General features: G+C 69.7%; 21 protein-coding genes and 2 pseudogenes. 12 read left to right on the forward strand and 11 right to left on the reverse strand.

Annotated features, from left to right (window positions below):
• Nucleotides 1-1248, forward strand: a pseudogene (locus tag ACEN2M_RS17825) (hypothetical protein); the annotation flags it as partial.
• Between the two features lie 832 nt (nt 1249-2080).
• The gene (locus ACEN2M_RS17830) at nt 2081-3172 is read left to right on the forward strand and encodes a peptidoglycan DD-metalloendopeptidase family protein (protein ID WP_441649482.1); all 1092 of its coding nucleotides are present in this window, start codon (nt 2081-2083) and stop codon (nt 3170-3172) included.
• Here the strand turns inward: ACEN2M_RS17830 and ACEN2M_RS17835 are convergent.
• Nucleotides 3169-6492: an efflux RND transporter permease subunit gene (locus tag ACEN2M_RS17835; RefSeq protein WP_441649483.1), complete on the reverse strand. Its 3324-nt coding sequence runs from the start codon at nt 6490-6492 to the stop codon at nt 3169-3171. The two genes, ACEN2M_RS17830 and ACEN2M_RS17835, sit on opposite strands and share 4 nt — an antisense overlap.
• 72 nt (nt 6493-6564) lie before the next feature.
• Nucleotides 6565-8016: a MocR-like transcription factor YczR gene (gene yczR, locus ACEN2M_RS17840; protein WP_441649484.1), complete on the reverse strand. Its 1452-nt coding sequence runs from the start codon at nt 8014-8016 to the stop codon at nt 6565-6567.
• A gap of 63 nt (nt 8017-8079) precedes the next feature.
• On the opposite strand from yczR, the gene yczE reads away from it, so the two are divergent.
• Nucleotides 8080-8700, forward strand: coding sequence for a membrane protein YczE (yczE, locus tag ACEN2M_RS17845; RefSeq protein ID WP_441649485.1), 621 nt, complete (start codon nt 8080-8082; stop codon nt 8698-8700).
• A 123-nt stretch (nt 8701-8823) separates the two neighbouring features.
• Here the strand turns inward: yczE and ACEN2M_RS17850 are convergent, their stop codons facing one another.
• Both ACEN2M_RS17850 and ACEN2M_RS17855 read right to left on the reverse strand, forming a co-directional pair.
• The gene (locus ACEN2M_RS17850) at nt 8824-9579 is read right to left on the reverse strand and encodes a MerR family transcriptional regulator (protein ID WP_441649486.1); all 756 of its coding nucleotides are present in this window, start codon (nt 9577-9579) and stop codon (nt 8824-8826) included.
• Nucleotides 9580-9722: 143 nt separating this feature from the next.
• A complete protein-coding gene (locus ACEN2M_RS17855; protein WP_441649487.1) occupies nt 9723-10946 on the reverse strand; it encodes an ArgE/DapE family deacylase in 1224 nt (407 codons plus the stop codon).
• 78 nt (nt 10947-11024) lie between these two features.
• Between ACEN2M_RS17855 and ACEN2M_RS17860 the strand changes: the two genes are divergently transcribed.
• From ACEN2M_RS17860 to ACEN2M_RS17875, 4 genes are all read left to right on the forward strand, one after another.
• The gene (locus ACEN2M_RS17860) at nt 11025-11864 is read left to right on the forward strand and encodes a CPBP family glutamic-type intramembrane protease (protein ID WP_441649488.1); all 840 of its coding nucleotides are present in this window, start codon (nt 11025-11027) and stop codon (nt 11862-11864) included.
• Nucleotides 11865-11986: 122 nt separating this feature from the next.
• Nucleotides 11987-12874: a DUF4097 family beta strand repeat-containing protein gene (locus ACEN2M_RS17865; protein ID WP_441649489.1), complete on the forward strand. Its 888-nt coding sequence runs from the start codon at nt 11987-11989 to the stop codon at nt 12872-12874.
• Complete coding sequence (locus ACEN2M_RS17870) at nt 12871-13476, forward strand: PadR family transcriptional regulator (RefSeq protein WP_441649490.1); 606 nt, start codon at nt 12871-12873, stop codon at nt 13474-13476. Before ACEN2M_RS17865 ends, ACEN2M_RS17870 begins: the two co-directional genes overlap by 4 nt.
• A 193-nt stretch (nt 13477-13669) precedes the next feature.
• Complete coding sequence (locus ACEN2M_RS17875; RefSeq protein WP_441649491.1) at nt 13670-15826, forward strand: amino acid permease; 2157 nt, start codon at nt 13670-13672, stop codon at nt 15824-15826.
• Nucleotides 15827-15959: 133 nt separating this feature from the next.
• Here the strand turns inward: ACEN2M_RS17875 and ACEN2M_RS17880 are convergent, their stop codons facing one another.
• A complete protein-coding gene (locus ACEN2M_RS17880) occupies nt 15960-17045 on the reverse strand; it encodes an NAD(P)-binding domain-containing protein (protein ID WP_441649492.1) in 1086 nt (361 codons plus the stop codon).
• Between the two features lie 149 nt (nt 17046-17194).
• Between ACEN2M_RS17880 and ACEN2M_RS17885 the strand changes: the two genes are divergently transcribed.
• Nucleotides 17195-17434 (forward strand): DUF3073 domain-containing protein, encoded by a 240-nt coding sequence (locus tag ACEN2M_RS17885; protein WP_110128615.1) that lies wholly within the window; start codon nt 17195-17197, stop codon nt 17432-17434.
• A gap of 632 nt (nt 17435-18066) precedes the next feature.
• On the opposite strand, the gene purM is transcribed toward ACEN2M_RS17885, so the two are convergent.
• The 4 genes from purM to ACEN2M_RS17905 form a co-directional block, all read right to left on the reverse strand.
• Nucleotides 18067-19170 carry a phosphoribosylformylglycinamidine cyclo-ligase gene (gene purM, locus ACEN2M_RS17890; RefSeq protein WP_441649493.1) on the reverse strand — a complete coding sequence of 368 codons (1104 nt, stop codon included), beginning with the start codon at nt 19168-19170 and terminating at the stop codon, nt 18067-18069.
• Complete coding sequence (gene purF / locus ACEN2M_RS17895; RefSeq protein ID WP_441649494.1) at nt 19167-20756, reverse strand: amidophosphoribosyltransferase; 1590 nt, start codon at nt 20754-20756, stop codon at nt 19167-19169. The genes purM and purF overlap by 4 nt, the downstream gene beginning before the upstream one ends.
• A gap of 15 nt (nt 20757-20771) precedes the next feature.
• Nucleotides 20772-21236, reverse strand: coding sequence for a hypothetical protein (locus ACEN2M_RS17900; protein ID WP_441649495.1), 465 nt, complete (start codon nt 21234-21236; stop codon nt 20772-20774).
• 85 nt (nt 21237-21321) lie between these two features.
• Complete coding sequence (locus ACEN2M_RS17905; protein WP_441649513.1) at nt 21322-21729, reverse strand: HtaA domain-containing protein; 408 nt, start codon at nt 21727-21729, stop codon at nt 21322-21324.
• Here ACEN2M_RS17905 and ACEN2M_RS17910 point away from each other — a divergent pair.
• Together ACEN2M_RS17910 and ACEN2M_RS17915 are read left to right on the forward strand one after the other, a co-directional pair.
• Nucleotides 21684-22340, forward strand: a pseudogene (locus ACEN2M_RS17910) (ATP-binding cassette domain-containing protein); the annotation flags it as partial. The gene ACEN2M_RS17905 and the pseudogene ACEN2M_RS17910 sit on opposite strands and share 46 nt — an antisense overlap.
• 55 nt (nt 22341-22395) lie before the next feature.
• Nucleotides 22396-23343 carry a ribokinase gene (locus ACEN2M_RS17915; protein WP_441649496.1) on the forward strand — a complete coding sequence of 316 codons (948 nt, stop codon included), beginning with the start codon at nt 22396-22398 and terminating at the stop codon, nt 23341-23343.
• A gap of 12 nt (nt 23344-23355) precedes the next feature.
• Here ACEN2M_RS17915 and ACEN2M_RS17920 read toward each other — a convergent pair whose 3' ends face one another.
• Entirely contained in the window at nt 23356-23916 is a 561-nt protein-coding gene (locus ACEN2M_RS17920; protein ID WP_441649497.1) for a GNAT family N-acetyltransferase, read from the reverse strand.
• A gap of 164 nt (nt 23917-24080) precedes the next feature.
• The gene (locus ACEN2M_RS17925; protein WP_441649498.1) at nt 24081-24443 is read right to left on the reverse strand and encodes a sterol carrier family protein; all 363 of its coding nucleotides are present in this window, start codon (nt 24441-24443) and stop codon (nt 24081-24083) included.
• An 89-nt stretch (nt 24444-24532) separates the two neighbouring features.
• On the opposite strand from ACEN2M_RS17925, the gene purD reads away from it, so the two are divergent.
• On the forward strand, nt 24533-25801 hold the full coding sequence (gene purD / locus ACEN2M_RS17930; RefSeq protein ID WP_441649499.1) for a phosphoribosylamine--glycine ligase: 1269 nt from the start codon (nt 24533-24535) through the stop codon (nt 25799-25801).
• Nucleotides 25801-26700, forward strand: coding sequence for a phosphoribosylaminoimidazolesuccinocarboxamide synthase (locus tag ACEN2M_RS17935; RefSeq protein ID WP_441649500.1), 900 nt, complete (start codon nt 25801-25803; stop codon nt 26698-26700). Before purD ends, ACEN2M_RS17935 begins: the two co-directional genes overlap by 1 nt.
• The last annotated feature ends 17 nt before the right edge of the window (nt 26701-26717 follow it).

Here is a 26717-nt window from a genome sequence, read left to right on the forward strand (position 1 = left end):
GACCGCTACCTACGAGTCTGGGCCCTGCCCACCGGGCAAATCTGCATCAACGGGCTCTTCCCGCCCGAACAGGGCCAGTTCATCGTCTCCACCTTCGACAGCCTCACCAGCCCCCGCCGCGGCGGCGTGCGCTTCGTCGACCCGGCCCGCGCGAAATGGGCGCAGTCGGTGCGCGACGACCCCAGAAGCACCGACCAACTCACCGCCGACAACTTCCTCGACCTCCTCAAAGCCGGAACCGAAGTCAACCCCCACCGAATGCTCGGCGGCCGCCCACCCGGCACACAGCCCGTCGCACAGCCAGTCGCACAGCCCGCCGGCCAACCCCACAGCCAGCCCGGCCAACCCAGGGCACAGCCCAGCGACCAACCCCACAGCCAGCCCGGCCAACCCAGGGCACAGCCCGGCGACCAACCCCACAGCCAGCCCGGCCAACCCGGGGCACAGCCCGGCGGCCAGCCCGCCGCCCAGCCCGGCGCTCAACACATTGACCAGCCCGGCGGCCAGCCCAGCGCACAACCCATCGGCCAGCCCGGCGGCCGAGCCAGCATCCAGCCCGGCAGCCGACGCGGCAGCCCACCCCACGACCAACCCGGCGGACAACCCAGCGGCCCGCCCAAGGGCCAGCGCACGACCCCACCCGCCGCACCAGCACCGAAACCGCTCACCCCGACGGCACCCGAGCCCACCGCCGGGCCGGGCCTGACGTCACCGCCGGCACCACACGCCACTTCGCTGGTCCTACTGCGAGACCCGACCCAGATCCTCACCCCCATGCCCGACGGCACCGGACACGGCTACCTCGAAGGCAACCCCGCCCCACTGGCCCAACCCACCATCGACCGACTCATCTGCAACTCCGGCACCATCACCATCACCATCGACCCCACCGGCCAACCCATCGACCTCGGCCGCGAAGAACGCCTCTTCACCCCCGCCCAACGCCTCGCCCTAGCCGCCCGCGACGGCGGCTGCCGATGGGGCGACTGCACCAAACCACCCGCCCACACCGAAGCCCACCACATCGAACACTGGGCACGCGACCACGGCACCACCGACCTCCGCCTGGGCATCCTGCTCTGCCCCGCCCACCACCGCCTCCTGCACAACCAAAGCTGGCAAATCTTCGAACACCACGGCCAATACTGGCTGAGACCACCCGCCACCATCGACCCCGGCCAGACACTGATCCACATGCCCAGCAAGAGCCCCACCACCCTCGACCAACTGCCCGAGCACGACCGCTGACCTCTGGGCCAATGGTCAGAACCAGGCGGGCCCCTGGCTCTGGGCGATCAGGGGTCAGCTGCCAGCTGCCAGCTGCCAGCCCGACAGCTACCAGCCACCGGTACCGGCTACCGGCTACCCAGTTCATGGAGGCCGGCGCCCGGCTGCTGAGTTCTGGCGCTGACGCTCGTACCAGCGCGGGCTTCTCATCCGCTGCGGCTTCCGGCTACACCTGAACGGAGCATTGCGGGCTCCGAGGCGTGGTGAGAGACTGGCGCCACTTGCCGGTAGACCGGCCGCTCTCTACCGCTAGGGAATGCGAAACTGCATGGTCACGATGACGCACGGTCACAACGCGCACCGCGTCAATACCGCACGCCGACTTCGGGCCGCCGCGGTTGCTGGTCTGCTCTCGCTGGGCTTCACAGCGCTGACGACTGGCCCGCCGGTTCTGTCTGACTCGTCCCCAGCCTCGGCCGCGGCCGCGGCCCCGCCTCTGCCCACGAGTACCCCCACTCCAACTCCAACTCCAACTCCAACTCCCACTCCCACCGACACACCGACGCCGAATCCGACGTCCACACCGACGCCGAATCCGACGTCCACGCCCACACCGACACCGACGGACACGCACACGGACACACCACCGCCGCCGACTTCGGAACCGACACCGACTCCCGTGCCGACCGAGCCGACCGCACCGACGCCGACCGACCCGGGCACATCGCCGGGGCCCGTGCCCTCGCCGGCACCTCCACTTCCTCCACACTCGCGCGGAACCCCGGTGCCTGGTGACCTCGGCCCGAGCGAGTCGGCCCCGCCGGACGCGGGCTCGGCACCCGTTGCACCAGGCGTGTCCGGTCGCCCCTCGGCGCCGAGCACCGCCGAGGCGGCCACGCCATCCCGCATCTCGGCGCGGGCAGCATCCGCCCTCGCCGCCGCAGAGTCCGCCCGAGACCGTGCCCAAGCCGCCCACGACGCGGCCCGACTGGATCTGGCCGGCACGATGGCCGATCAGAACGCAGCCGTCACCCGGCTCGAGGAAGTTCGCGTGCTGGCTGATACGGCGTCGAATCGCGCGGCCTCGTCCAGCCGGGCACTGGCCACCCTGGTGCGCGCAGTGATGCAACAGGGCTCAGGCTCCGGTACTGCCACCCTGGATGCCCTACTCAACGAACAGAGCTCGACCGAGCTTTTGGGCCGCCTCAGCACCGCCGACCGGATCGCAGCGCTGACCGGAAACATGAGTGAGATCCGCACCCGCGTGGACAGGGATCGGGAACGAGCGGCCACGCTCCAGGCCGAGTTCGCCACGGCTCAGGCTGCGACGGAGTCCTTCCCCCTGGCGGAGAAGCAGGAGGCCCTCGCCACCGCCGAACTCTCGCTCAGCCAGGCCACCGACGCCTTCGCCCTGGCCAGCGAAATCGCCCGGGCGGCGCTGGATGAATCTGCAGAGGCATCCGTGGACCGCACCGCCGAGGCGGCCAACCGGCTGGCCGGTACCCTCGGCGCCAGGCTCAGCGATCAGGGCTGGGCCACCCCGACGGTGGGACGCCTCAGCGACGGATACGGCCCGCGGCCGGACCTGCCCTTGCCCGGCGTGGAGCCGTTTCATGCCGGCACCGACCTGGCTGCGGCCTGCGGCTCTGCGGTGTATGCCGCCAGCACCGGCGTCATCGCCCAGACGGGCCAGCTGGGCACCTACGGCAACTGGGTCTTGATCGACCACGGCGACGGCGTGGCCACCGGCTACGCCCACCTCGCTGACGGCGCTACCCTTGTGAGCGTCGGCGACAGCGTCACCGTCGGCCAGGTGATTTCAGCGGTGGGCAGCACCGGGGCATCCACCGGCTGCCACCTGCACGTCGAGGTGCGCATCGACGGCGCAGCGGTCGACCCGCACCCCTTCTTCACCGACCGGGGCATCGCTCTCGGCGCCGGCTAGCTCCTTACCGACCGGCGCAGCCGGCGGTTCTCCCGGCCGCCCTCGACCACCAGGTACAACACCGGCAGCACGACCAGGGTCAGCACCGTCGACGACACCAGCCCGCCGATGACGACCAGCGCCAGCGGCTGGGAGATGAATCCGCCGTGACCGGTGAGCCCCACCGCCATGGGCAACAGGGCGAAGATGGTGGCGAGGGCCGTCATCAGAATGGGCCGCAACCGGCGAGACGCACCATGCACCAGAGCATCGAAGACGCTCTGCCCCCGACGTCGGTACTGGTTGACCAGGTCGACGAGCACGATCGCGTTGGTGACAACGATTCCGATCAGCATCAGCACGCCGATCAGCGAGGCGACGCCGAGCGGGATTCCCGTGGCCACCTGGAGCGCGATCGCTCCCGTCGCCGCGAACGGCACCGACACCAGCAACAGGAGCGGCTGCAACAACGATCTGAAGGTGGCGACCATGACGATGTAGACGATCAGGATCGCGACCAGCATCGCGATGCCGAGCTGCTGGAACGCATCGGTCTGGTCGGCCGAGACCCCGCCGAGGCTCGCGGTGGCGCCGGTGGGCAGCTCGGTGTCGGCCAGGGCCGTGCTCACCTGAGCTGTTGCGGTGCCGAGGTCGTCGCTGTTGGGCGTGACCGAGATGGTGGCCGTGCGCAGCCCCTTGGTGGTGGTGAGGGTGGACGGGCCGTCGACCTGTTCCACGGTGGCCAGTGTGTCGAGCGCGACCGGACCGACCAGAGTGGGGATCTGCAGAGCGGCCAGGTCGGCGGTGGTGGCCGGGGACGATCCCGACTGCAGGTACACCGAGAGGGTGGCCTCGTCGATCACGATGGAGCCGATGGTGCTCGGCTGCATCGCCTGCGACACCAGGGTGCCGAGGGCCAGTTCGCTGAGCCCGGCTGCGGCCGCCTTGGTGCGGTCGATGGTCACGGCCACGTATGGGCGGGAGGCAGCGAGGTTGCTGCTCGCCTGGGTGAGGGTGTCGAGATCCCCGACCGCCGCGAGGATGTCGTCGGACGCGGCCTGCAGGTCGTCGCCGGACGCCGCCGTGATGTCGATCTCGATGTCAGAGGAACCGCCGAAGCCGCCTCCGGAAGAGACCGTGATCTCTCCGGCATCATCGAGGCCGTCGAGCTCCTCGCGCACCTCGAGCTGAACCGCGTCGGCGTCCGCCGACTCGTCGGTGGTCACCGAGTAGGTGACGGTGCTCGAGGAGGAGCCTCCCCCGGCGAACGCCGCGAATGCGCTGCCGCCGCCGATGGACACCTGCACGATGCTCACACCGTCCACGGAGCGCACGGCAGCTTCGACGGCCGTGGACGCGGCGTCTTGGGCGTCCAGACTGGTGCCTACCGGGAGCTCCTGGCTGACCTGGAAGGTGGACTGGCCGGTGGAACCGAGGAAGTTGACCTTCATGAACGGCAGCATCGCGATGGTGCCGACCAGAACCAGGGCGGCGAGGAGAAGTGTGGCCACGTAGTGCTTGAGGGTCCAGCGGATGACCGGCAGGTAGCCCTTCTGCAGGCGGCTGGGCTGTTCGCGGGCATCACGTTCGTCGAAGCCGTCGGCTTCCGGCGCGGCATGCCGATTGCGGGTCGCCGGGACGGTGCCGGCAGCCGGGACGGTGCCGACCGCCGGGGCAGGCGTGGCGACGGCGGTCGCGGTCGCGGCGGCTGGACGGGGCAAGGCCCCGGGAGCTGAGCCGGAAACGACGGCCGGCGAACCGGCATCCGCTGCGGCCAGGGTGCCGACGGCGGCCTGGCTTGCCGGGGCGGGCTCGACCGGGGCTGGCTCGATCGGGGCGGGCTTGGGCGCGCGCAGGAACCAGTAGGCCAGCACGGGCACGATGGTGAGTGCGACCAGCAGCGATGCGAGCAGGGCGATGGTGACGGTGAGAGCGAAGGGCCGGAACAGCTCGCCCGTGGAGCCGCCGACGAACGAGATCGGCAGGAACACCGTGACGGTGGTAATGGTGGAGGCGGTGATGGCGCCGGCCACCTCGCGCACCGCGCGCACGATGGTCTCGGCGCGCTCGGCGCCCCAGACCAGGTGTCGTTTGATGTTCTCGATCACGACGATGGAGTCGTCGACCACCCGGCCGATCGCGATGGTGAGCGCACCGAGGGTGAGGATGTTGAGCGAGTAGCCCACCGACTGCAGGCCGATGAAGGTGATGAGCACCGAGGTGGGGATGGAGATCGCGGTGACCAGGGTGGCGCGAACCGACAGCAGGAAGACCAGGATCACCAGGACCGCGAAGATCAGGCCCAGGATGCCCTCCTGGGTGAGCGCGTCGATGGACTCCTGGATGAACGGGGCCTGGTCGAAGACGACCGTGATGGTGGTGCCGGGCACGGCATCCTCGAGCTGAGGCAGGATGGCGCGAACGGCGGTGGAGACGTCGACGGTGTTCGCGGCCGGCACCTTGGTGACCGAAATGGTGAGGGCAGCTTCGCCGTCGACCCTGGAGATGCTCGTGACCGGGTTGTCGACGACCGCGACAGCGGCGACGTCACCGATCGAGACCGGCTCGGCCGCCACGGGCGGCAGACCGGCCGACGCGGCGCCACCGTTGATCAGGGGCAGGGCGGCGATGTCCTCGGCGGACCCGAGCTTGGCGCCGGCCTGCACCGACAGGGTCGTGTCGTTTTCGGTGAGGGACCCGGCCGGAATGAGCGACCCGTTCTGCTGCAGGGCGTCGCGGATGGCGCTCGCGCTGAGGCCGCGCGCGGCCAGGGCCGCGGCATCCGGTGTGATGGTGACGCGCTGGCCGATGTCGCCGACGAGGGCGGCATCGCGCACCCCGTCGATGTCGCGGATGTCGCCGAGCACGCTGCGGGTGAGCTGGTCGGCAACGGTGTCGGTGTCGCCGCCGGACACGGCCAGCGACAGCACGGGGAAGTCGTCGATGCTGCCGCTGATCACCTGGGGGTCGAGATCGGCGGGCAGGGTGGCCTTGATGCGATTGACGGCCTGGCTGATCTTGGATTCGGCCTTGACCAGGTCGGTGCCGTAGGTGAACGTGGCGTTGATCAGCGACGAGTTCGTACTGCTGGTCGTCGAGGTGGATTCCAGGCCCTCGATGCCCTGGATGGCGGTCTCGATCGGGGTGGACACGTCATCGTTGACCACCTCGGGCGAGGCGCCGGGGTAGCTCGTGGAGATCAGCAGCGTCGGCAGCTGCAGGGAAGGGATCAGCTCCTGCTTGAGGCTGGTCAGCGCGAGCGAGCCGAAAACCGCCGCGACGATGGTGATGAGCGCAATGAGCGCCCGGTTCTTCATGCTCAAGACCGAGAGAAAATACACCCGATCAGTATCTCATTGCACGCACTGCAACGATCGGGGCGGAGGCCTGGAGAGATGACGGTCCGATTACGGTTACACGACGTCGGCGAGGTACCCGGTGTCGGGTAGCGGATGCCGCAGCAGCGACTCCCACGCCAGCGCGAGGGCGTCGAGGGCCCTGGGCATCTGCTCGGGTCCGTAACAGAACGGGATGCGCAGGAACCTCTCGAAGGCCCCGTCGATGCCGAAGCGGGAGCCCGCCGGCAGCAGCAGGCCCTGGGCGCGGGCCGCGAGGGCGAGCTGGGAGCTGACCGGGCGGCCCAGATTGACCCAGAGGGTGATGCCGCCGTGTACCTCGGGCACCTGCCACTCGGGGAACCGCTCCGCCAGGCCGCTGACCAGCCGGTCGCGCCCAGCCCGCAGCAGTATCCGGCGGGACCGCAGAATCTCGGGCAGCTGCCGCAGCAACCTGGTGACGATGAGCTGCTCGAGCACCGGCGTGCCCAGGTCGTTGGCCAGCCGCGCCGCGGCCAGCTTGCGGATCAGGCCGGGGTCGGCGCGGATCCAGCCGACCCGCAGGCCGCCCCAGACGGTCTTGCCGACCGAGCCGACCGTGACCGCGAGGTCAGGCCGGTCCGGGTCGGCGGAGGCGGCGAACGGCCCGAACTCGCCGGCCCGGTCGATGTCGAGTTCGCCGATGGTCTCGTCGCTGATCAGCACGGTGCCCTGCCGGGCGGCGGCGGCCAGCACCCGCTCGCGTTGCCGTACAGGCATGGTCTGCCCGGTGGGATTCTGGAAGTCGGGCATCAGGTAGCCGAGCACCGGGTTGCTGCGCTGGATGGTCTGCAGCAGCGCGGGCTCGTCCCAGCCGGCGTCGGCGCCAGGCAGGGCGGCGGTGACAGCCACCGGCATCAGGCGCCCGCCGGCCGCCCGCAACGCCTCGTAGGCATGCGGATAGGTGGGCGTTTCGATCAGCACCCGGTCACCCCGGTTGACCAGTACCCGCGCGAGCAGGGCGATCGCGTGCTGGGCGCCGACGGTGACCATGATCTGCTCGGGCTCGGTGGGCAACCCCCTGGCCCGGTAGCGGTCGGCGATGGCGCGGCGCAGCTCGGGCAGGCCCACCGGGTCGAAGCCCGAGCCGGTCAGGTGCGCCGGCAGGTCGGCCGCGGCGAGCGCGGCGATCTCGGCCAGTCCGGGCCAGGCCGGCAGCACCGCCTGGCCGAGATCGAGCACCCCGGCCGGGGTCGGCGCATCCACCCCGCCGGTGACCCCGGGCAGGCAGGCGATGCTGCCCGAACCCTGCACGCTGTGCAAGTAGCCGGCCTCGCGCAGCTGCCGGTAGGCGGCCGTGATCGTGGTGCGGCTGAGGCCCAGCCGGGTGCCGAGGTCGCGCTCGGCGGGCAGCCGGCTGTCGGTGGGGATTCGGCCGTCGAGGGTGAGCAGACGGATGCGGTCGGCCAGGGCCCGGTATGCGCTGCCTCCCGTGCGCCACTCGCCAAGCAACGACTCCAGGGTGCGCGCGGAGAGCTGGTTCGACAACATGAAGCCACTCTAGGCAGATTGGCTACTTGAGTACAGAGGTCAAATGCAATTGGATTGGGACTTATGACCCGACGCGTGATCCAACTCATCATTGGCCTGTTTCTGTATGGAATCGGTATTGCGTTGATTGTGCGTGGCGCGATCGGCGTGGCCCCGTGGGACGTGCTGACTCAGGGCATCGACGTGCACGTGCACCTCGGTTTCGGAGTGGTCACCACGATCATCAGTGGCATCGTGCTGCTGCTGTGGATCCCCCTCAAGCAGCGGCTGGGAGTCGGCACGGTTCTGAACGCCCTGCTCGTGGGACCATCCGCAGACGTGGGCCTGTGGCTGGTGCCCGCGGATCTCGCCCTGTGGCTGCGGGTGCTGCTCTTCGCGGCGGGGTTGCTGCTGTTGGCCATCGCCTCGGGCATCTACATCGGTGCCGGGCTCGGCCCTGGCCCGCGGGACGGCCTGATGACCGGTCTGCACGCTCGCACCGGCTGGCCGATCTGGGCCGTGCGCACCGGCATCGAGGGCGTGGTTCTCGCCACCGGATGGCTGCTCGGCGGCAATGTGGGGCTGGGCACCGTGTTGTTCGCGCTGCTGGTGGGTCCGCTCTGCCAGTGGACGCTGCCGCTGTTCGCGCGGGACCGGACCCGCCGCCGCGCGCCGGTCGAGGCCCCGGCGCTCGATCCGGCCTAACCGCTCACGAAAGCGGCCGTGTGGTCACCTCGGCCCACGGAGGCGACCACAACACCGCTCTCGCGGGTCGTCCGCGGCTCTCGCGGGTCGTCCGCGGCTCTCGGGGCGCGGAGCGGCCGGTGGCTAGAGGGTGCGGTCGGCGTAGACGGTGAGGGTGTCGCGCACGAAGCCGGCGCCGGACTGGCCGCCGTAGTGGGCAGCGAACCTCTCGTCGGCGACGTACATCTCGCCGAGCCCCCGCAGGTAGGCCGCGGCGGGGTGGCCGTTCTCGCGCGGGATGCCGGGCACGGCATCGAGCCACTGAACGTGCCGCTCGGCCAGCTGCTGCGCCTCGGCACTGTCGGGGGTGAGCTGCCTGGCGGCGGCATCCGCCCAGTCGGCCTGGAGCGCGGCGGTGGTGGCCTGCCACTGGGCGCGTTGGCTGTCGGTCATGCCCCGCCACCAGCTGTCGCCGCTGGCGTAGGCATCCGCGCCCCAGCGTTGCTCGACCTCTTCCTTATGGGTGGTGTGGTCAAAACCGTCGAACATTGCCTCGGCCATGAGTTGGTCCTTTCTCTCTAACGCCGTGATGGTGGTGTGCACCGACCGGATCTGCCGCGCCAGTCTCTGCTGCTCCTGCTCGAGCCAGCCCAGGTGGGTCCGCAGAGCCGCCGCTTCGTCGGTCTCGCGGTCGAGCACCGCGCGGATCGCCGGCAGCCCGAGTCCGAGATCGCGGAGCAGCAGAATGCGCTGCAGCCGAACGAGCGCCCTGTCGTCGTAGTACCGATAGCCGTTCGCGGCAATCCGGCTCGGACTCAGCAGCCCCTCGGCGCCGTAGTGGCGCAGGGTGCGGCTCGTCGTGCCGGCCAGCCGGGCGATGTCCTGGATCGAGTGGTCCATCGGTCGGTGGTACTCCTGCCCCTCGGTGCCGTCGGGCGGGTGCCCGACACCGTCAACGATAAATCTTGACGCTACGTCAAGGTCAAGCCCGTCTCGCACCGGCCCGGGAACGCCCTCTCGCAGCCACCCGGAGCCGTGCCCGGTCAGCCGCAGACCGCCACGATGGTGTGCTCGAGGATGTCGGTCACCTGATGGATGGAGACCTCCGTGGCCCACTCGACCTGGGCATGCGCACCGCCGCCGTCCACCCCGAAGATGAGACACGGGATTCCCGCCTCCAGCACCAGAGCGGCGTCGGTCCAGAATGGCTCGCCGCGTTGCGTGACCGCACGCCCGAGCACCCGCTCGGCCTGCTCGTCGAGCATGAGCACGATGGGCCAGTCCGGGTCGGCCTCGAATGCGCCGCGGGCGACCAGCCGGCTGAGGTGGTAGCTGAAGTCGGCGGTGTCAGCGGCCAGGGCGTCGAGCAGTTGGCGCAACTCGGCCTCGATCGCATCCGGCGTCTCGCCGGGCAGGGTGCGCCGCTCGATGGTGAGGGTGGCGCTCGCGGCGACGGTGGCCGCATCCGTGCCGCCGGAGATCGTGGCGACCCGCACGGTGCCGTGGCCGAGCAGCGGGTGCGCCGGCCTCTGCTCGAGGCGCTCGCGGAGCTCGTCGAGCTCCCGCATCACCAGGCCGGCCTGCCGGATGGCGTCGACGCCCTGCTCGGGCATCGACCCGTGGGCCGCCCGCCCGTGCAGGGTGAGCTCGAACCAGGCGAAGCCCCGGTGGCAGACCGTGAGGTCGAGCTCGCTCGGCTCCACGACGATCGCCGCGTCGGCGCTGAACCGGCGCAGCACCTCCTCGGTGCCGAGACTGCCGAATTCTTCGTCGGCGACGAGCGTCACGAGCAGGTCACCGGCCAACGGTGTGAGGGTGGCCCGGTGCGCGGCGACCAGCACGGCGGCCAGGCCGCCCTTGGTATCGAACGCGCCGCGACCGTGCACGCGGCCGGAGTGCCGCTGCCCCGAGAACGGGTCACCCTCGTAGCCGTCGACGCCGACGGTGTCGAAGTGGGCATTGAGCATGAGCGACCTGCCGTCGCCGGTGCCGCGCTTGATGCCGACGATGGACGGCCGGCCGGCCCGCTCCTCGAGCCGGTGCACCTCGAAGCCGCGCGCGGCGAGCCATTGGGCACACCACTCGGCGATCTCGGCCTCACCGGCACCGCCAGGGGCGAGGTCGGGGTTGACGGAATCGATCGTGATGAGGTGCGCGGCCAGCGCGACGGGATCGAGATGGCCGTTGTCGGAGGGCTCGAGGGCGCCGCGGGCACCGGCACGGCCAGCAGCGGCACGTCCAGCGGCTCGATTCGTGGGGTTCGCCATTCCCCGAACCTACTGCCGGATGCCGTGCCCCGGCAGGGTGCTGTTTACGTGGGCAGCGACTTCGGCCAGAATTGCACGATGGGAGACAACGCCGCCGTGGCTGCCTCGGCGACGCCGGGGCGGGCATCCAAGATGGCGCCGGCGCGAGTGCTGGCGGCGGCTCTGATCTCGGCCTCGGCGGTGCTCCTGTTCGCGCTGCGGCTGCCGCTGCCAGGCTACGCGACCCTCGCGGTGGCCCTGGTCGTGGCTTGGCTGGCCGACCGCGCGCTGTTCCGCGACCTGCTCCTGATCGCGGTCGGGCTCCTGATCATCAGCACCATCTCGGTGGAGGCCGACATCAGCTACCCCAATATGGCGTTGATGGGCGTGGTGCTCTCGGCGGCGGTGGCTGTGCCCTACCTCATCTCGCGGCGCGCCTTCGGGGACCGCGAGGTGTGGTTCCCGATCAAGACCGGGCAGCGCTGGACCACCCTGGAGCGCTGGTACCTGGTGGGCGTGCTGCTGCTGGGCTACCTGATTCTGCCGACCTACTTCATCCGCTCCGGCGCCTACCTGAACTGGCCGGCCATCGTCGCCCCCGACGAACTGGGCCGCCTCTTCGTGGGGGTGGGGTTCGTGGGCATCTGGGACGAACTGTTCTTCATCTGCACGGTCTTCGCCCTGTTCAGGCGCCACTTCTCCTTCTGGACCGCGAACCTGCTGCAGATGGTGATCTTCGTGTCGTTCCTGTGGGAACTCGGCTACCGCAGCTGGGGGCCGCTGTTGACGATTCCCTTCGCCCTGCTGCAGGGTTACACCTTCTCGATCACCAAGTCGCTCACCTACGTCGTCTGCGTGCACCTGCTCTTCGACCTTGCGGTGTTCCTGGTGCTGGTGCACGCCCACAACCGGGACTGGCTCGCGGTTTTCCTGTACTGACCGACACCCGCCGGCGGCTGCGGCGTCGCTTTCTGCGGGTTTGCCGTGAGGGACTTGCCGCGCGACAAGACGCGATATATCTTGATATTCAACGAACGCGATATATCGCGAAGGAGAAGACTATGACGCAGGAAAAATGGCTGGTCGCCCCAGGGCAAACCAAGGTCATCGACGTTGAGCTGGTTCGCACGCTCAAAGTGGGCCTGATCGGCGGAAAAGTCGACGTGATCGGCAGCGATGAGCCCGGCGCACGCATCGAGGTGCACAGCGTCTCGGGCAAGGACCTCAAGATCTCGGTCGTCGACGACATGCTCGAGATCGACCATCCGCAATTGCGGTGGGACAACTTCATCGACGTGTTCGCGTCCTTCCGCGGCAGCGCCAAGGCCGAGGTGAGCATCACCGTTCCGCGCGACGTCGCGATGAAGTTCGGCGTGGTCACTGCGGACGCCCTGGTCACGGGGCTCCGCAACGACGCCAAGCTCAGCACGGTTTCCGGCGACCTCGTGGTGGACGACCTCGTGGGCGACCTCGAACTCAACGGCGTGAACGGCGAGATGTCGGTGCGGAACCACACCGGCAACATCGTGGCGCACACGGTCTCCGGCGACATCACCGCCAGCGGGGACATCGGCCGGTTCACCGTCGATGGCGTCACGAGCGCCGTCTTCCTCGACATCGACGGCGTGCCTGACCAGATCGCGACCAACCTGGTGAGCGGCAACGTGACCGTGCGGATCGGCGCCGACGTGCCGACCCGCTACAAGATCAACACCGTCTCCGGCACCCTGCAGCTGGACAACCAGACCATCCGCGGCACCCTCGGCAAGGGTTACGACGGTTCCACCGGCAACCTCGACGGCGCCTGGCTCGACCTGCGCGCCAACTCGGTGTCGGGCAACATCTCGGTGGTTCGCCGTCACGGAGCCGGCGTGAACGACGCGGGCAGCGCGACGGGCAGCAGCACGGCAGGCAGCGCCGACACTGCGGGTGACGGAGCGTCGTCATGACCCCGATCTTCGCCCATGGCAGCCTGCGGCTCTACCTACTGAGCCTGCTCGCCGAGCGACCCCGGCACGGCTACGAGCTGATCCAGGCGCTCAGCGACCGTTTCGGCGGCACCTACAGCCCGAGCGCGGGCACCATCTACCCGCGCCTGGCCAAGCTCGAGGAGGAGGGACTGGTCACCAAGACAGCCGGCGATCGCAAGACGGTGTACGAGATCACCGATGCTGGCCGCGCCGAACTGGCCGCCCGCGCCGACGACCTGGCCAACATCGAGAGCGAGGTCACCGACTCGGTGCGCCGTCTCGCCGACGAAGTGCGCACCGGGGTCACCGAGGCCATGAAGAGCCTGCGGGCCGACCTGGCCTCTGCCGCACGCCAGAAGCCGCCAGAGCCGACCAAATCCAGCGCGGATGCCCGCCCCACCGGCGAGGCCAACCTGGCGCTCAAGGAGGCCGACATGGTGCTCAATGAGTTCCGCCAGCAGGTGCGCGCGGACCTGCGCACCCAGGCGTACCGTTCGACGATGCCGAGCGACACAGTGTCTGAGTTGCGCCGCCAGCTCGACGCGGTGCGAGCCAGCATCCGCAGCTCGCTCACGCGCTAGTCTGCGTGGCAGCTGGGAGAGCCCGGGACCCGGTAGGGGCCCGGGCTCAGCCCGCTGCGCCCCTCGAACTGGGCTCCCACCAGCCGTAATCCTGTGGTCGTCCGACCGGCTCGCGGCTGCGAAAACGCCCGGCTGATCCTGTCAATCTGCCGACAACTTGACAGCGAGGTGCATCGGAGTAGTGTCGTCCCTCGTGACACCAGAGGGGAACCCCCCAGCACCTGAAGCCCGATCACCGAAACGGTGGATAATCGGCGAACCGCTTGCCAGCGAACACCTGGACGGGCAGCTGCTTCCGAAGCACCTGGCGCTCCCGATTTTCGCCAGTGACCCGCTGTCCAGCGTCGCGTACGCTCCGCAGGAACTGCTGATGATCCTGACCCTGGGCGGGCTGTCCTTCCTGGCCTTCGCTCCGTGGGTCGCGGCCGTGGTCGTGTTGCTTCTTCTGGTCGTGGTCGCGTCGTACCGACAGTTGATCAAGGCCTACCCGAACGGTGGCGGCGACTACGAAGTCGCCTCCAAGAACCTCGGCGAGAAGGCCGGCCTCGTCGTCGCATCCGCGCTGCTGGTCGACTACGTGATGACAGTCGTCGTCTCGGTGTCCAGCGGGGTGGACAACATCATCTCGGCGCTGCCCGGGCTGGCACCGCTGCGCGTGGAACTGGCCGTGGTCTTCGTGATTGTGCTCGCCGCTGTCAACCTGCGCGGCGTCGCCGAGTCGAGCAAGGCCTTTGCGCTGCCCACCTATGTGTTCATCGGCAGCGTGCTGCTGATGATCGTCGTGGGCCTGGGCCGGGTGGCCCTGGGCGATGCGCCGGTTGCCGAATCGGCCGGCTTCGAGGTGCAGGCGCACAACCTCGCGCAGACCGCGTTCATCCTGTTGTTGCTGCGTTCGTTTGCCAGTGGCTGTAGTGCCCTCACCGGCGTTGAGGCCATCGCCAACGGCGTGCCCGCGTTCAAGCGGCCCAAGATCAGGAACGCCCAGATCACCCTGACCCTGATGGGCGGCATCGCGATTGTGCTGTTCGTCGGCCTCACCGCGCTGGCGCTGTTCTCCAGAGTGCACTACGCGGAGAACCCCTGCGACCTGATCGGCTGGGCGGAGTGCGAGACCCAGCCGCAGCGCAGCCTGATCGCCCAAATCGCCGCGGCAACCTTCGGCAACAACTCGCTGATGTTCTTCGTGCTGCAGGGTGCGACGGCCCTGATCCTGCTGTTGGCCGCGAACACGGCATTCAACGGCTTCCCGCTGCTCGGCAGCGTGCTGGCCCGCGACTCCTACGCGCCCAAGTCGCTGAGCACCCGAGGCGACCGCCTGATCTACTCGAACGGTGTGGTGCTGCTCGCCCTGGCCGCCATCGTGATCATCGTGATCTATCAGGCCAACCTCACCGTGTTGATCCAGCTCTACATCATCGGTGTGTTCGTGTCGTTCACCATCGGTCAGACCGGCATGGTGAAGCACTGGCTGACCCTGCTGAAGACGAATCCGCCGAACCGGGGTTCGATCATCCGGAGCCTGTCGATCAACGGCTTCGGCGCCCTGCTCACCGGCGTGGTGCTGATCGTCGTCACGATCACCAAGTTCACCCACGGTGCCTGGTTGGTGTTCCTGATGATGCCGATCCTCTTCGTGTTGATGATCGGTGTGAACCGGTACTACCGCGACGTGGCGAAGGAGATCGAGGTCGACCCGATCACGACGTTCGGCTCGCAGGGCGACCACGCCATCGTGCTCGTGGGCAAGATGCAGAAGCCCGTGCTCAAGGCCCTCGACTACGCCATCGCCGCGCGGCATGTGAGCCTGGAGGCCGTGCACGTCTCGATCGACGAGGAGGAGACCGAGAACCTCATCATCGACTGGGCCAAGCAGAACATCCAGGTGCCGCTGAACATCGTGGCCTCGCCGTACCGCGACATCAGCTGGCCGCTGATCTGTTACATCAAGGATCGCCGCGAGGAGTACGGCTCCGAGGTCGTCACCGTGTACACCCCGATCTACATCGTGGGGCACTGGTGGGAGTCGTTGCTGCACAACCACAAGGCCCGGCGTCTGCGCCAGAAGCTGATGCTCGTGCACGGCGTGACCATCGCCCTGGTGCCGTGGCTGCTGGACTCGTCCGAACTCATCTATGGGCGCCGGTCCCGGCCGATCCCCGGCCAGGAGCGTCGCGGTGAGCCCGTGCGCTCCCACCCGATCCCTCGGAAGCCGCTCGAGCCGGTGGCCGTTGACACGACCAGCGTCACGGTGCCCGCCACGGCTGCCACCGGACCCAAGTCGAGCCCGGCCAGCCCGCCGATGAAGCCGCGGGCACGACCCTCGAACACCAAGCGCCGCAAACGCAGGTAGGGCAGACCCGGTTCCGCTGACCGAGGACGGTCAGCGGGCGGGCGGGCGCTCGCGTTCTGCTTCCCGTCGGAATCGTGCCGAGCGGATGCTCGAGCCGGCGGGATGACGTGGGTAGAGCGGCAGCGGCCCGAGCTCAGAGCAGGGCCATCACCTGCCGGGCGATCACCCGGCCGGCCCGCCGGGCACCGATGGTGCTGGCCTGCGGGCCGTACCCGGCCAGGAAGATGCGCGGGTCGGTCCAGGACGAGCCGGCGCCGACGACGAGTCCGCCTGCCTTGTCGCGCAGCTTGAGCGGTGCCAGGTGGCGCAGTTCCGGCCGGAATCCGGTGGCCCAGATGATCGCATCCGCCTCGGTGACGGAGCCGTCGGACCAGCGCACGCCGGTCTCCTCGACGGCCACGAACATGGGCCGTGCCACCAGGGTGCCCCGGTCGATGCCGGCCTGGATGCGCCGGCTCACCGGCACGCCCGTGCCGCTGACGATGCTCGGCAGGGCGCGGCCGTTGCGGGCCGCCTCATCCTGCATCGACACGGCGGCCGAGGCCCCCTCGAGGTCAAGACGCTCGGTGTGCACCCAGTCGATCGGGCGCCGGGACGCCCAGGTGAGGCTCGCCGCCACCCCCTCCAGCTCGAGCATGAAGCCGATGGCGGAGGTGCCGCCGCCGACCACCACCACCCGCTGACCGGCGAACTCGGCGGCATCCCGGAACCCGTTGGTGTGCAGCTGACGACCGGCGAAGGACGCGGCCCCCGGGTAGTGCGGCACGAACGGTGCGCCCCAGGTGCCGGTGGCGTTCACCAGCAGACCGGCGTGGGTCTCCCGCTCACCGAAGGCGGGCGACGTGGAACGCACGACGAGGTCCGCCCGCCGGTTGAACACGGAGACGACCGACACCGGGCGCACGACGTTGAGCTCGAAGTGCTCCTCGTAGCGGCGGTAGTACTCGGTCACGACATCGCGGGCGGGGCGCGACCTGTCGGCGGTCTCGAAGCTCAGCCCGAGGTCGGACAGACCCGGCAGGTCGTTGACCCGGTGGGCGGTTCCCAGGCGCAGGGCTTCCCAGCGGTACTGCCACGCTCCCCCGGCATCCGCGCCGCGATCGAAGATCACAAAGTCCCGGCTGGCCGAGAGACCGAACCGCTTGAGATAGTAGGCCACCGAGAGGCCGGCCTGCCCGGAACCAATGATCACCACCGGCCCAGCCGTGGCGTCCACCATGTATCCTCATCCTTCGGTTCTGACCGTGAACCGCGTCATCGGGGCAAGAGGCCCACCATGCTAAACTAGCGGCTAGATTTCACTATTCCGTTCGGCAACTCCCGGGTGACTCATCACTCACCCGGCCTGGCATCGTTAGGGGGTCACGCATGGGGCGCGGCCGTCAAAAAGCAAAGCACACCAAGGTTGCCCGCGAGCTGAAGTATTTCAGCCCGGACACCAACTACAACGCGCTCGAACGCGAGCTCACCGGGCATCCGGCGACCGACCCGCGTCTCGACGAAGACCTGGCCAAGTGGCCGGAGTACGAAGCGAACAAGGCCACGACTGACGAGCCGGACGACTATGTCGACCACTACGACACCGAGGACGAGAAGAAGCGCGCGTAGCTGACTCCGCCTGAATCGCTGCCCTCCGGGGTGCTTTAGCGTGCCCGGCGCGCCGCGATGCCCACCTTCGGGCAACTCCCAGCGTTGTCAGCCCCTCGGGCCCCGGTCCTTGGGCCTCGGGCCCCGGTCGCGCGGTTTTGTCGCGCCCATCGGCATGACTGGCCCGATTTTGCTAGTTGAGGGGGGTGCCGCACTAGCAAAAATGGGCCAGTCATCGCCGGCAGCGGCCGGCACCCCCGCGGGAACAGCATCCGCGGGGATGAGTGGCCCGATTTTGCTAGTTGAGGGGGCTGCCGCACTAGCAAAAATGGGCCAGTCATCGCTGGCAGCGGCCGGCACCCCCGCAGGAACAGCAACCGCGGGGATGAGTGGCCCGGTTTGGCTAGTCGAGGGGGGTGCCGCACTAGCAAAAATGGGCCAGTCATCGCTGGCAGCGGCCGGCACCCCCGCGGGAACAGCAACAGCGGGGATGAGTGGCCCGGTTTGGCTAGTCGAGGGGGGTGCCGCACTAGCAAAAATGGGCCAGTCATTGTCTGCAGCGACGGGCACCCCCGCGGGAACAGTATTCGCGGGGTGAGTGGCCCGGTTTGGTTAGTTGAGAGGGCCGGTTTGGGCGAAGCGGATGGTCGGGGTTAGGCGGCGTAGGCGCCGACGAGGCGCACGGCGCCGCCGTTGACACCCTTGGCACCCTGCTCGAAGCCGGTGAGGTCGTGGGCAGCCATCGAAACGCGGCCGGCGACCCAGGACGGGATGCCCTCGCTCTTCAGGCGGGCGATCACGGATGATGCGGCGTTGGCCGCGACGACCGCGAACATGCCCACGCCGAGGTTCCAGGTGCCTTCGGCACTCTCGAGGGTGCTGCCGGCCATGTCGCCGAGCACGCGGAAGATCGGGTCGGGCGACCAGGTGGACCGGTCAACCTCGACCCAGCTGCCCACGGGCAGCACGCGGGCCAGGTTGGCGGCGATGCCGCCACCGGTGACGTGGCTGAGCGAGTGCACCACCCCGGCGAGCTCGGGGTCGGCCAGCACGCTCAGCAGCGGGCCGGTGTAGAGCCGGGTGGGTTCGAGCAGCGCCTCGCCGACGACGCCGCCGAGTTCGGCCGAGGTGTCGGTGTAGCCGATGTCGCGCTTGGCCAGAATGTGCCGCACGAGTGAGAAGCCGTTGGAGTGCAGGCCGGAGGAGGCCATCGCGATGACGACGTCTCCCGACACCACGCGCTCGGCGCCGAGGACCTGGTCGGCCTCGACGACACCGGTGGCCGCTCCGGCCACGTCGTAGTCGTCCGGACCGAGCAGCCCGGGGTGTTCGGCGGTCTCGCCGCCGACGAGCGCGGTGCCGGTGGCGGCGCAGGCCTTGGCGATGCCCTCGACGATCGACGCGATGCGCTCGGGGACGACCTTGCCGCAGGCGATGTAGTCGGTCATGAACAGCGGGCGCGCGCCGACGACGATGATGTCGTCGACGACCATGCCCACCAGGTCTTGCCCGATGGTGTCGTGCTTGTCGAGCGCCTGGGCGATGGCGACCTTGGTACCCACGCCATCCGTGGAGGTGGCCAGCAGCGGGCGCTTGAAGGTGGTGAGGAAGGACACATCGTAGAGTCCGGCGAATCCGCCGAAGCCGCCGAGCACCTCTGGGCCGTGGGTGGCCGAGACGGCTGACTTCATCAGTGAGACCGCGAGGTCACCCGCGTGGGTGTCGACTCCGGCGGCGGCGTAGGTTGCGTTACTCATTCTGGTCTTCCGGGATCGCCAAACGGAACCTGACTGTGTTCGACGAGCACGGTGGCCCGCTTCGAGTCAGGGGTGAGCACGCTCTCGAATTCCGCGTCTGGACCGGGGTCGCAGCCGTTGGAGGAGACGTCGCGCTCGAGGAGGTTCTTGCCCAGATGCTGGGTCTCGGGCAGCTTGATCGGGTACACCCCGGTGAAGCAGGCCGTGCAGAGGCTCTCGCGCGGCTGCTCGGTGGACGCGATCATGCCGTCTTCCGAGAGGTATCCGAGCGAGTCGGCGCCGATGGCCTGGCGCACCTCGTCGACGCCGAGGCCGGTGGCGATCAGTTCGGCGCGGGAGGCGAAGTCGATGCCGTAGAAGCAGGGCCAGGTGATGGGCGGGCTGGAGATGCGCACGTGCACCTCGGCGGCGCCGGCCTCGCGGAGCATGCTGACCAGGGCGCGCTGGGTATTGCCGCGTACGATCGAGTCGTCGACGACGATCAACCGCTTGCCCTTGATGACCTCTTTGAGCGGGTTGAGCTTGAGCTTGATGCCGCGCTGGCGGATGGTCTCGGACGGCTGGATGAAGGTGCGACCCACGTAGGTGTTCTTCACCAGACCCTGACCGAACGGGATGCCGGATGCCTGCGCGTAGCCGATGGCCGCGGGAGTGCCGGACTCGGGGGTGGGGATGACGAGGTCGGCTTCGACGGGATATTCGGCGGCGAGCTGGCGGCCCATCTCGACCCGGGCCTCATGCACGCCACGCCCGGCGATGGTGGTGTCGGGACGGGCGAGGTAGACGTACTCGAACACGCATCCGGCCCGCTTGACCTCGGCGAAGCGCTGGGTGCGCAGGCCGTCTTCGTCGATGGTGATGAGCTCACCGGGTTCGACCTCGCGCACGAAGCTGGCGCCGACGATGTCGAGGGCGGCGGTCTCGGAGGCGACGACCCAGCCGCGCTCGAGCCGGCCGAGGACCAGCGGGCGCACGCCCTGCGGGTCACGGGCGGCGTAGAGGGTGGTCTCGTCCATGAAGACCAGGCAGAAGGCGCCGCGCAGTCGCGGGAGCACCTCCATGGCGGTGGCTTCGAGGGTGTGGTCGAGGTCGCCGGTGAGCAGGGCGGTGATCACGGCGGTGTCCGTGGTGTTGCCGCGGGCGAGTTCGCCGTCGACCTTGGGGTAGCGCTCGCGCACCAGCTCGAGCAGCTCGGCGGTGTTGGTGAGGTTGCCGTTGTGGCCGAGCGCGACGGTGCCGGCGGCGGTGCGGCCCAGGGTGGGCTGGGCGTTCTGCCAGCTCGACGACCCTGTGGTGGAGTAGCGGGTGTGGCCCACCGCGAGGTGGCCGAGCAGGGTGCTCAGCGACGCCTCGTTGAAGACCTGGGAGACCAGGCCCATGTCTTTGTAGATGAGGATCTTCGAGCCGTCGCTGGTCGCGATGCCCGCCGATTCCTGGCCGCGGTGCTGCAGGGCGTAAAGCCCGAAGTAGCTGAGTTTCGCTACCTCTTCACCCGGTGCCCAGACTCCGAAGACTCCGCAGGCATCCTGCGGACCCTTCTCGCCAGGAAGAAGATCATGATTCAGTCGTCCGTCGCCACCGGCCAAGCCGCAGCCCCTTTACTAAGAATTCTCGTTGGAAGGTTGGGGGTCGGATCCAGGATCCGGAGCCTCGAAGGCGCGTGTGATGTTCGCGTCAAGTCTATCGACGACGACGGTGGTCGCGGAGCGTCCGACGAATCGGTCGAGCACTATCGCGACGAGGCAGCTCACGGCGACGCCGATGGCGATGCCGCCCAGCAGCAGGAAGCCGAAGACCTGGGTCGGGTCGAATTCGGTGTTCCGCGGGTAGAGCACGGTGAGCAGCAGGGCCAGGATGGCGCCGACGACGGCGCCGACGATCATGAAACTGACGTACCTGGGCGATCGGCGCACCACGACGGTTTCCTCGGAGACGACGGTCTCGGTGGGTTCGACGGGAATCGGGGTCCCGGCCGGGGTGGCGCCGGCTGCGACCGGCTCCGCGGCTGGCGGAACACTGCCGGACGCTCGCGTCTCGGCGTCACCGTGCTGATCTGCAGAGCTCACGGTTCTATTGTCGCACGGAGAATCCGGATGCCGCCCTGCGCGTGAGCGGGGCGGCATCCGGTGGTCAGTGCGGCCGGGTGTGCGGTTAGGCGGCGGGCGTGGCGCCTGCGCTGACCGCCCGCCGACGCAACAGCACCACGGTACCGAGCGCGGCCAGGATGAGCAGCGCCACCACGAGCCAGATGAGCCAGGCCAGGCCCGCGGTGCTGGACACCGGGGTGACCTCGTCGCCGGACACAGCGGCCGCCCCGGACTCCGCGAGGGCGTCGTCGGAGGTCACGGAGACAACACCGCAGTCGGCGACGCTGAAGGCGAGGTCGACGGGGTCGAGGGCCGCCCCCTCCGGGTAGGTGCCGAAGGCAGCGGCGCCGGCCGCGGTGAGGGTGGCGGGCACGCCGGCCAGCTCGATCGCCGCATCCGTCGCCGAGTGATCGGCCCAACGGCGCCGGCAAGTCCACCCTGCTGGCCGCCCTCGCCGGCGACCAGGCCGTATCGGAGGGCAGCGTTCGGGTGAGCGGGCGGCCGCTGGCCGAGTGGTCGCTGCGGGCGCTGGCCCGGGAGCGCTCGGTGCTGCTGCAGCAGGGCACCGTGTTCTTCCCGTTCACCGTGCGGCAGGTGGTGGAGATGGGTCGGCGGCCGTGGTTGCGCACCGACCGGGAGGACGACGACGAGACCGCGGTCGCCGAGGCTCTGCGGCTGACCGACCTGGCCGGCTTCGGCGAGCGCCGGCTGCCCTCGCTGTCCGGCGGTGAACGCGGCCGGGCCGCCTTCGCCCGCACCCTGGCGCAGGAGGCCGGCATCCTGTTGCTCGACGAACCCACCGCCGCCCTGGACCTCGGCCACCAGGAAGTGTTGCTGCAGATCGCGCGGGACCGGGCCCTGGCCGGGGATGCCGTGGTGGTCGTGTTGCACGACCTCACCCTCGCTGCAGCGTGGGCCGACCGGATCACCCTGCTCGACGACGGCAGGGTCTCGGCGACGGGCACGCCGGGCGAGGTGCTCACCAGTGAACGGCTGAGCATGGTGTACCGACACGCGATCGAGGTGCTGCCCCACCCGGTGACGAGGGCCGTGATCGTGCTCCCGGTGCGGGCCGGGCGCTGATCCGGAGGCTGGGCGGCGGCGGCGGCCGTGGCGCGACATCCGTCAGACTGGTGCGGTGAACGATTTCAGCAGCACCAACCGGATCGCCGTGCTCGGCAGCGCCAACATGGACCTTGTGGTTCGCCAGCCCCGGCTGCCCAAGCCGGGCGAGACGATGTTCGGCACCGGCTTCAGCACGGTGCCCGGCGGCAAGGGTCTCAATCAGGCGGTGGCGGCGGCCAGGCAGGATGCGGCCGTCGACTTCATCGGCGCGCTGGGAGCGGATTCCTACGGCAGGGAACTCCGGACCGTGGTGACCGGTGAGGGTATCGGCGCCGCCGGCCTGGCCGTGGCCGATGTGCCCACCGGCACCGCGCACATCTCCGTGCTGGATTCCGGCGAGAACTCGATCGTCGTGGTGTCCGGCGCCAATGCCACCGTGACCGCGCTGAACCCGGAGCAGGAGGCCACGATTCGGGGAGCTCGCTTCCTGGTCATGCAGTGTGAGCTGCCGGTGCCGGTGCTCGTGGCCGGCGTCGCGGTGGCCCGCGCGAACGGGGTGTTCACGGTGCTCACCCCGGCGCCGGTGGTACCGCTGCCCGAGGGCTTCCTGGCCTCGGTGGACCTGGTGGTGCCCAACCAGATCGAAGCCACCGAGCTCACCGGCGAGGCCGACCCGGTGCGGGCCGCCGAGGTGCTCAGCGCCGATGCGACCTGGGCGATCGTGACCCTGGGCGCCGAGGGCTGTGTGGTCGCGTTCGACGGCGCCGCGCTGGGTCTGGCGCCCGCCCGCCCGGTGACAGCCGTGGACACCACCGCGGCCGGCGACACCTTCGTGGGTGCCCTGGTGGCCCGGCTGGCCGCCGCCGGACTGCCGCAGACGTTGACCGCCGGCGGCATCTCCGAAGAACGGATGATCGACGCCGTGCGTTGGGCCACCGTGGCGTCATCGATCTCGGTGACCCGGGCCGGCGCCACGAGTTCGATGCCAGCGCTGGCCGAGGTCGCCGCGATCCTGGCCTGAGGCGGGACCAGCTCACTCGTTCGGCGGAACGTGCGCCGTCAGCCGCGCGTACATGTACATGTCGCGCGGTGAGCCGTCGATCCGTTCCCACGCGCGAAGCAGTCCCTCGCGGTGGTAGCCGGCGCGTTCGGCCGCTCGCCAGGAGCCCGTGTTCCAGGGTTCGACGTAGAGTTCCAGACGGTCGAGATTAGGGTGCTGTCGTGCCCAGTCCGTCAGGATGCCGAGCGCCTCGGCGGCATAACCCCGGCGCCGCTGCGACGCGGCGATCCAGTAGCCGATGCTGGCGCGCGCGCCGGCGCCGGCCGAGAAGAACAGTCCGATGTGCCCGACCGCCCGGTCGTCGGGGTCGGCGATCGCAAAAACGTACCCCTCGCGTGTGCGCAGGCGCTCGTGCTGGCGTGCGATGAACGCCAGGGCCTCCGGTGCGCCGTTCGTCTTTGGCACGGTGGTGAGGAGGGGGATGAGTGGGTCGAGCGAGGCTTCCTGCACCGTCGAGACATCCGTGCTGCGCCAGCCCCGCAGCACCAGCCGGTGGCCGTGCAGCGTGGGGAGGTCAAGCGGGGCCTCGGTCATGCCCCATCGTGGCATGTCGACCGCCGGGTGAGCCGCATCTGTTGCCGATGCGGACAAGTGCACCCGGTGTGCCGGACGCATTTGTCCGGACGGGGAACAGAAGCGGGCTCCGGGTGCGGGTGGTGCTGGTGCTGGTGCTGGTGCTGGTGCTGGTGCTGGTGCGGCTAGGGCAGCACCGGCAGCTCGGCGCTGAGGTCGGCGCGCTGGCCGGAGGCGTGGATGCGCCCGGAGGCGATGCCGTCGGCCCAGGCCAGGCCGCCGGTGGCGAGGCCTAGCCAGGTGGCGACATCCGTTTCGACCACGTTGGGCGGGGTGCCGCGGGTGTGCCGGGGACCGGCGATGCACTGCGTGGCGCCGAACGGGGGAACCCGCACCTCCACGGTGTTGCCCTCGGCCTGCTCGGCCAGCAGCTGCAGCGTGTACCGCACGGCGAGCGCCTTGGTGTCGCGGCTCGCGCCCGCTTCGTCGGCCAGGTATGCCTTCACGGCGGTTCGGCCCAATCCGTCGTCGATTCTCGCGCGTGCCATGTAACCAGTCTGCCGTCTCAACGCGCCCAGTGTGACCCGCGGAGGCGGTGCGGGTGCGCACGGGGGCGTTGGCCGGGTAGCCTGATCCGGTGAGAATACTGGTCCTCGGTTCCGGCGCCCGCGAGCACGCCATCGTCACTGCCCTCCTGCGTGAGGAGCCGCGACCCCACGTGATCGCCGCCCCAGGCAACGCCGGCATCGCCGCGGATGTGCCGGTGGTCGACCTCGATCCCACCGACTCCGATGTGGTGACCAACTTCGCCCAGGAGCACAACATCGACCTCGTCGTGGTGGGCCCGGAGGCCCCGCTGGTCGCCGGCGTCGCCGACGCGCTGCGCACCCGCGGCATCCCCGTCTTCGGGCCCGGCCAGGCCGCCGCCGCCCTCGAGGGCAGCAAGACCTTCGCCAAGCGCATCATGGACGACGCCGGCGTGCCCACCGGCCGGGCCGTGCGGGCAGGCAACCTCGCCGAGGCGCAGGGCGCCCTCGACGAATACGGCGCCCCCTACGTGGTCAAGGCCGACGGGCTGGCCGCCGGCAAGGGCGTGCTCGTCACCACCGACCGCGACGACGCCCTCGCCCACGCGGTGCGCTGGCTGCAGCACGGCGCCGTGCTCATCGAAGAGTTCCTGGACGGTCAGGAGGTCTCGCTCTTCCTGCTCAGCGACGGCCACAACGTGCTGCCGCTCTCCCCCGCCCAGGACTACAAGCGGCTCGCCGACAACGACGAGGGCCCCAACACCGGCGGCATGGGCGCCTACTCGCCGCTGCCCTGGCTCGACGCCGGCTTCGGCAGCGAGACCGCATTCGTGGACGAGGTCATCGAGACCATCGCGCTGCCCACAGTGCGCCAGCTCGCCGGTGAAGACACCCCCTTCATCGGGCTGCTCTACTGCGGGCTGATTCTCACGGATGCCGGCATCCGCGTCATCGAATTCAACGCCCGCTTCGGCGACCCGGAGACCCAGGTCGTGCTGCCCCGGCTCGTGACCCCGCTCTCCGGCCTGCTGCTGGCCGCATCGACCGGCGAACTAGCCGGACTGCCACGCCCGGAGTTCTCGGCCGATGCCGCCGTGACCGTGGTGATCGCCAGCGAGAACTACCCGGAGACCCCGGTGACGGGACGTGCCATCACCGGCCTGGCCGACGCCGCGGCCGTGACCGGCGTGACCATCGCGCACGCCGCGACCGCTCTGGAGGGCTCAGCACTGGTCGCCACCGGCGGCCGGGTGCTCAGCGTCGTGGCCGTGGGAGCCGACTTCACCGAGGCGCGCGAGCGGGCCTACGAGGCCGTGGCGCTGATCGGGCTCGAGGGCTCCCAGCACCGGGGCGACATCGCCGCGAAGGTCGCGAACTGATGGCCGCTCTGCAGCTGGACGGCTGGCAGCACGTCTATTCGGGCAAGGTGCGCGACCTCTACGTTCCGAACGGTTCCACCGGCCTGGCCGACGCGGAGCGAGTGCTCGTTGTGGCCAGCGACCGGGTGAGCGCGTTCGACCACGTTCTCGAGCCGGGCATCCCCGGCAAGGGCGAACTGCTCACCACCCTGAGCCTGTGGTGGTTCGACCAGCTCACCGGTGTGCCCAACCACCTCGTGCCCGACCACCGGGTGGACGCGTCGAGCCTGATCCCCGCCGCCGTGGCCGGCCGGGCGATGCTCTGCAAGACCCTGGACATGTACCCGATCGAGTGCGTCGTGCGCGGCTACCTCACCGGGTCCGGCTGGCTCGAGTACGTGGCCAGCCAGACGGTGTGCGGCATCCCGCTGCCCGAGGGCCTGCAGAACGGCGACCGGCTGCCCGAACCGATCTACACTCCGGCGTGGAAAGCGCCGATGGGCGAGCACGACGAGAACATCTCGTTCGAGCGCACCGTGGAGCTGGTGGGGGCCGACGTGGCCCAGGCGCTACGGGACGCGTCGCTGGAGATCTTCCGCCGGGCCTCCGTGATCGCCGAGACCGCCGGGGTGATCCTGGCCGACACCAAATTCGAGTTCGGCGCCGACCGCGACTCCGGCGAGCTCACCCTGGGCGACGAGGTGCTCACGAGCGACTCCAGCCGGTACTGGGATGCCGCCAGCTGGCTCGACGGGGCCACGCCATCCGAGCGCATGGCCAGCTTCGACAAGCAGATCGTGCGCGACTGGCTCTCGGCCCACTGGGACCAGACCGGCACCCCGCCCGAACTGCCCGCCGAGATCGTGGCGCAGACCGCGGCCAGGTACCGCGAGCTGCTCGGCCTGCTGACCGGCGCGTAGCGAGGGCCTCGCGGCAC

Origin of the sequence: Cryobacterium sp. W22_MBD10_FK3 (assembly GCF_052113745.1) — a bacterium.
GTDB lineage: Bacteria > Actinomycetota > Actinomycetes > Actinomycetales > Microbacteriaceae > Cryobacterium.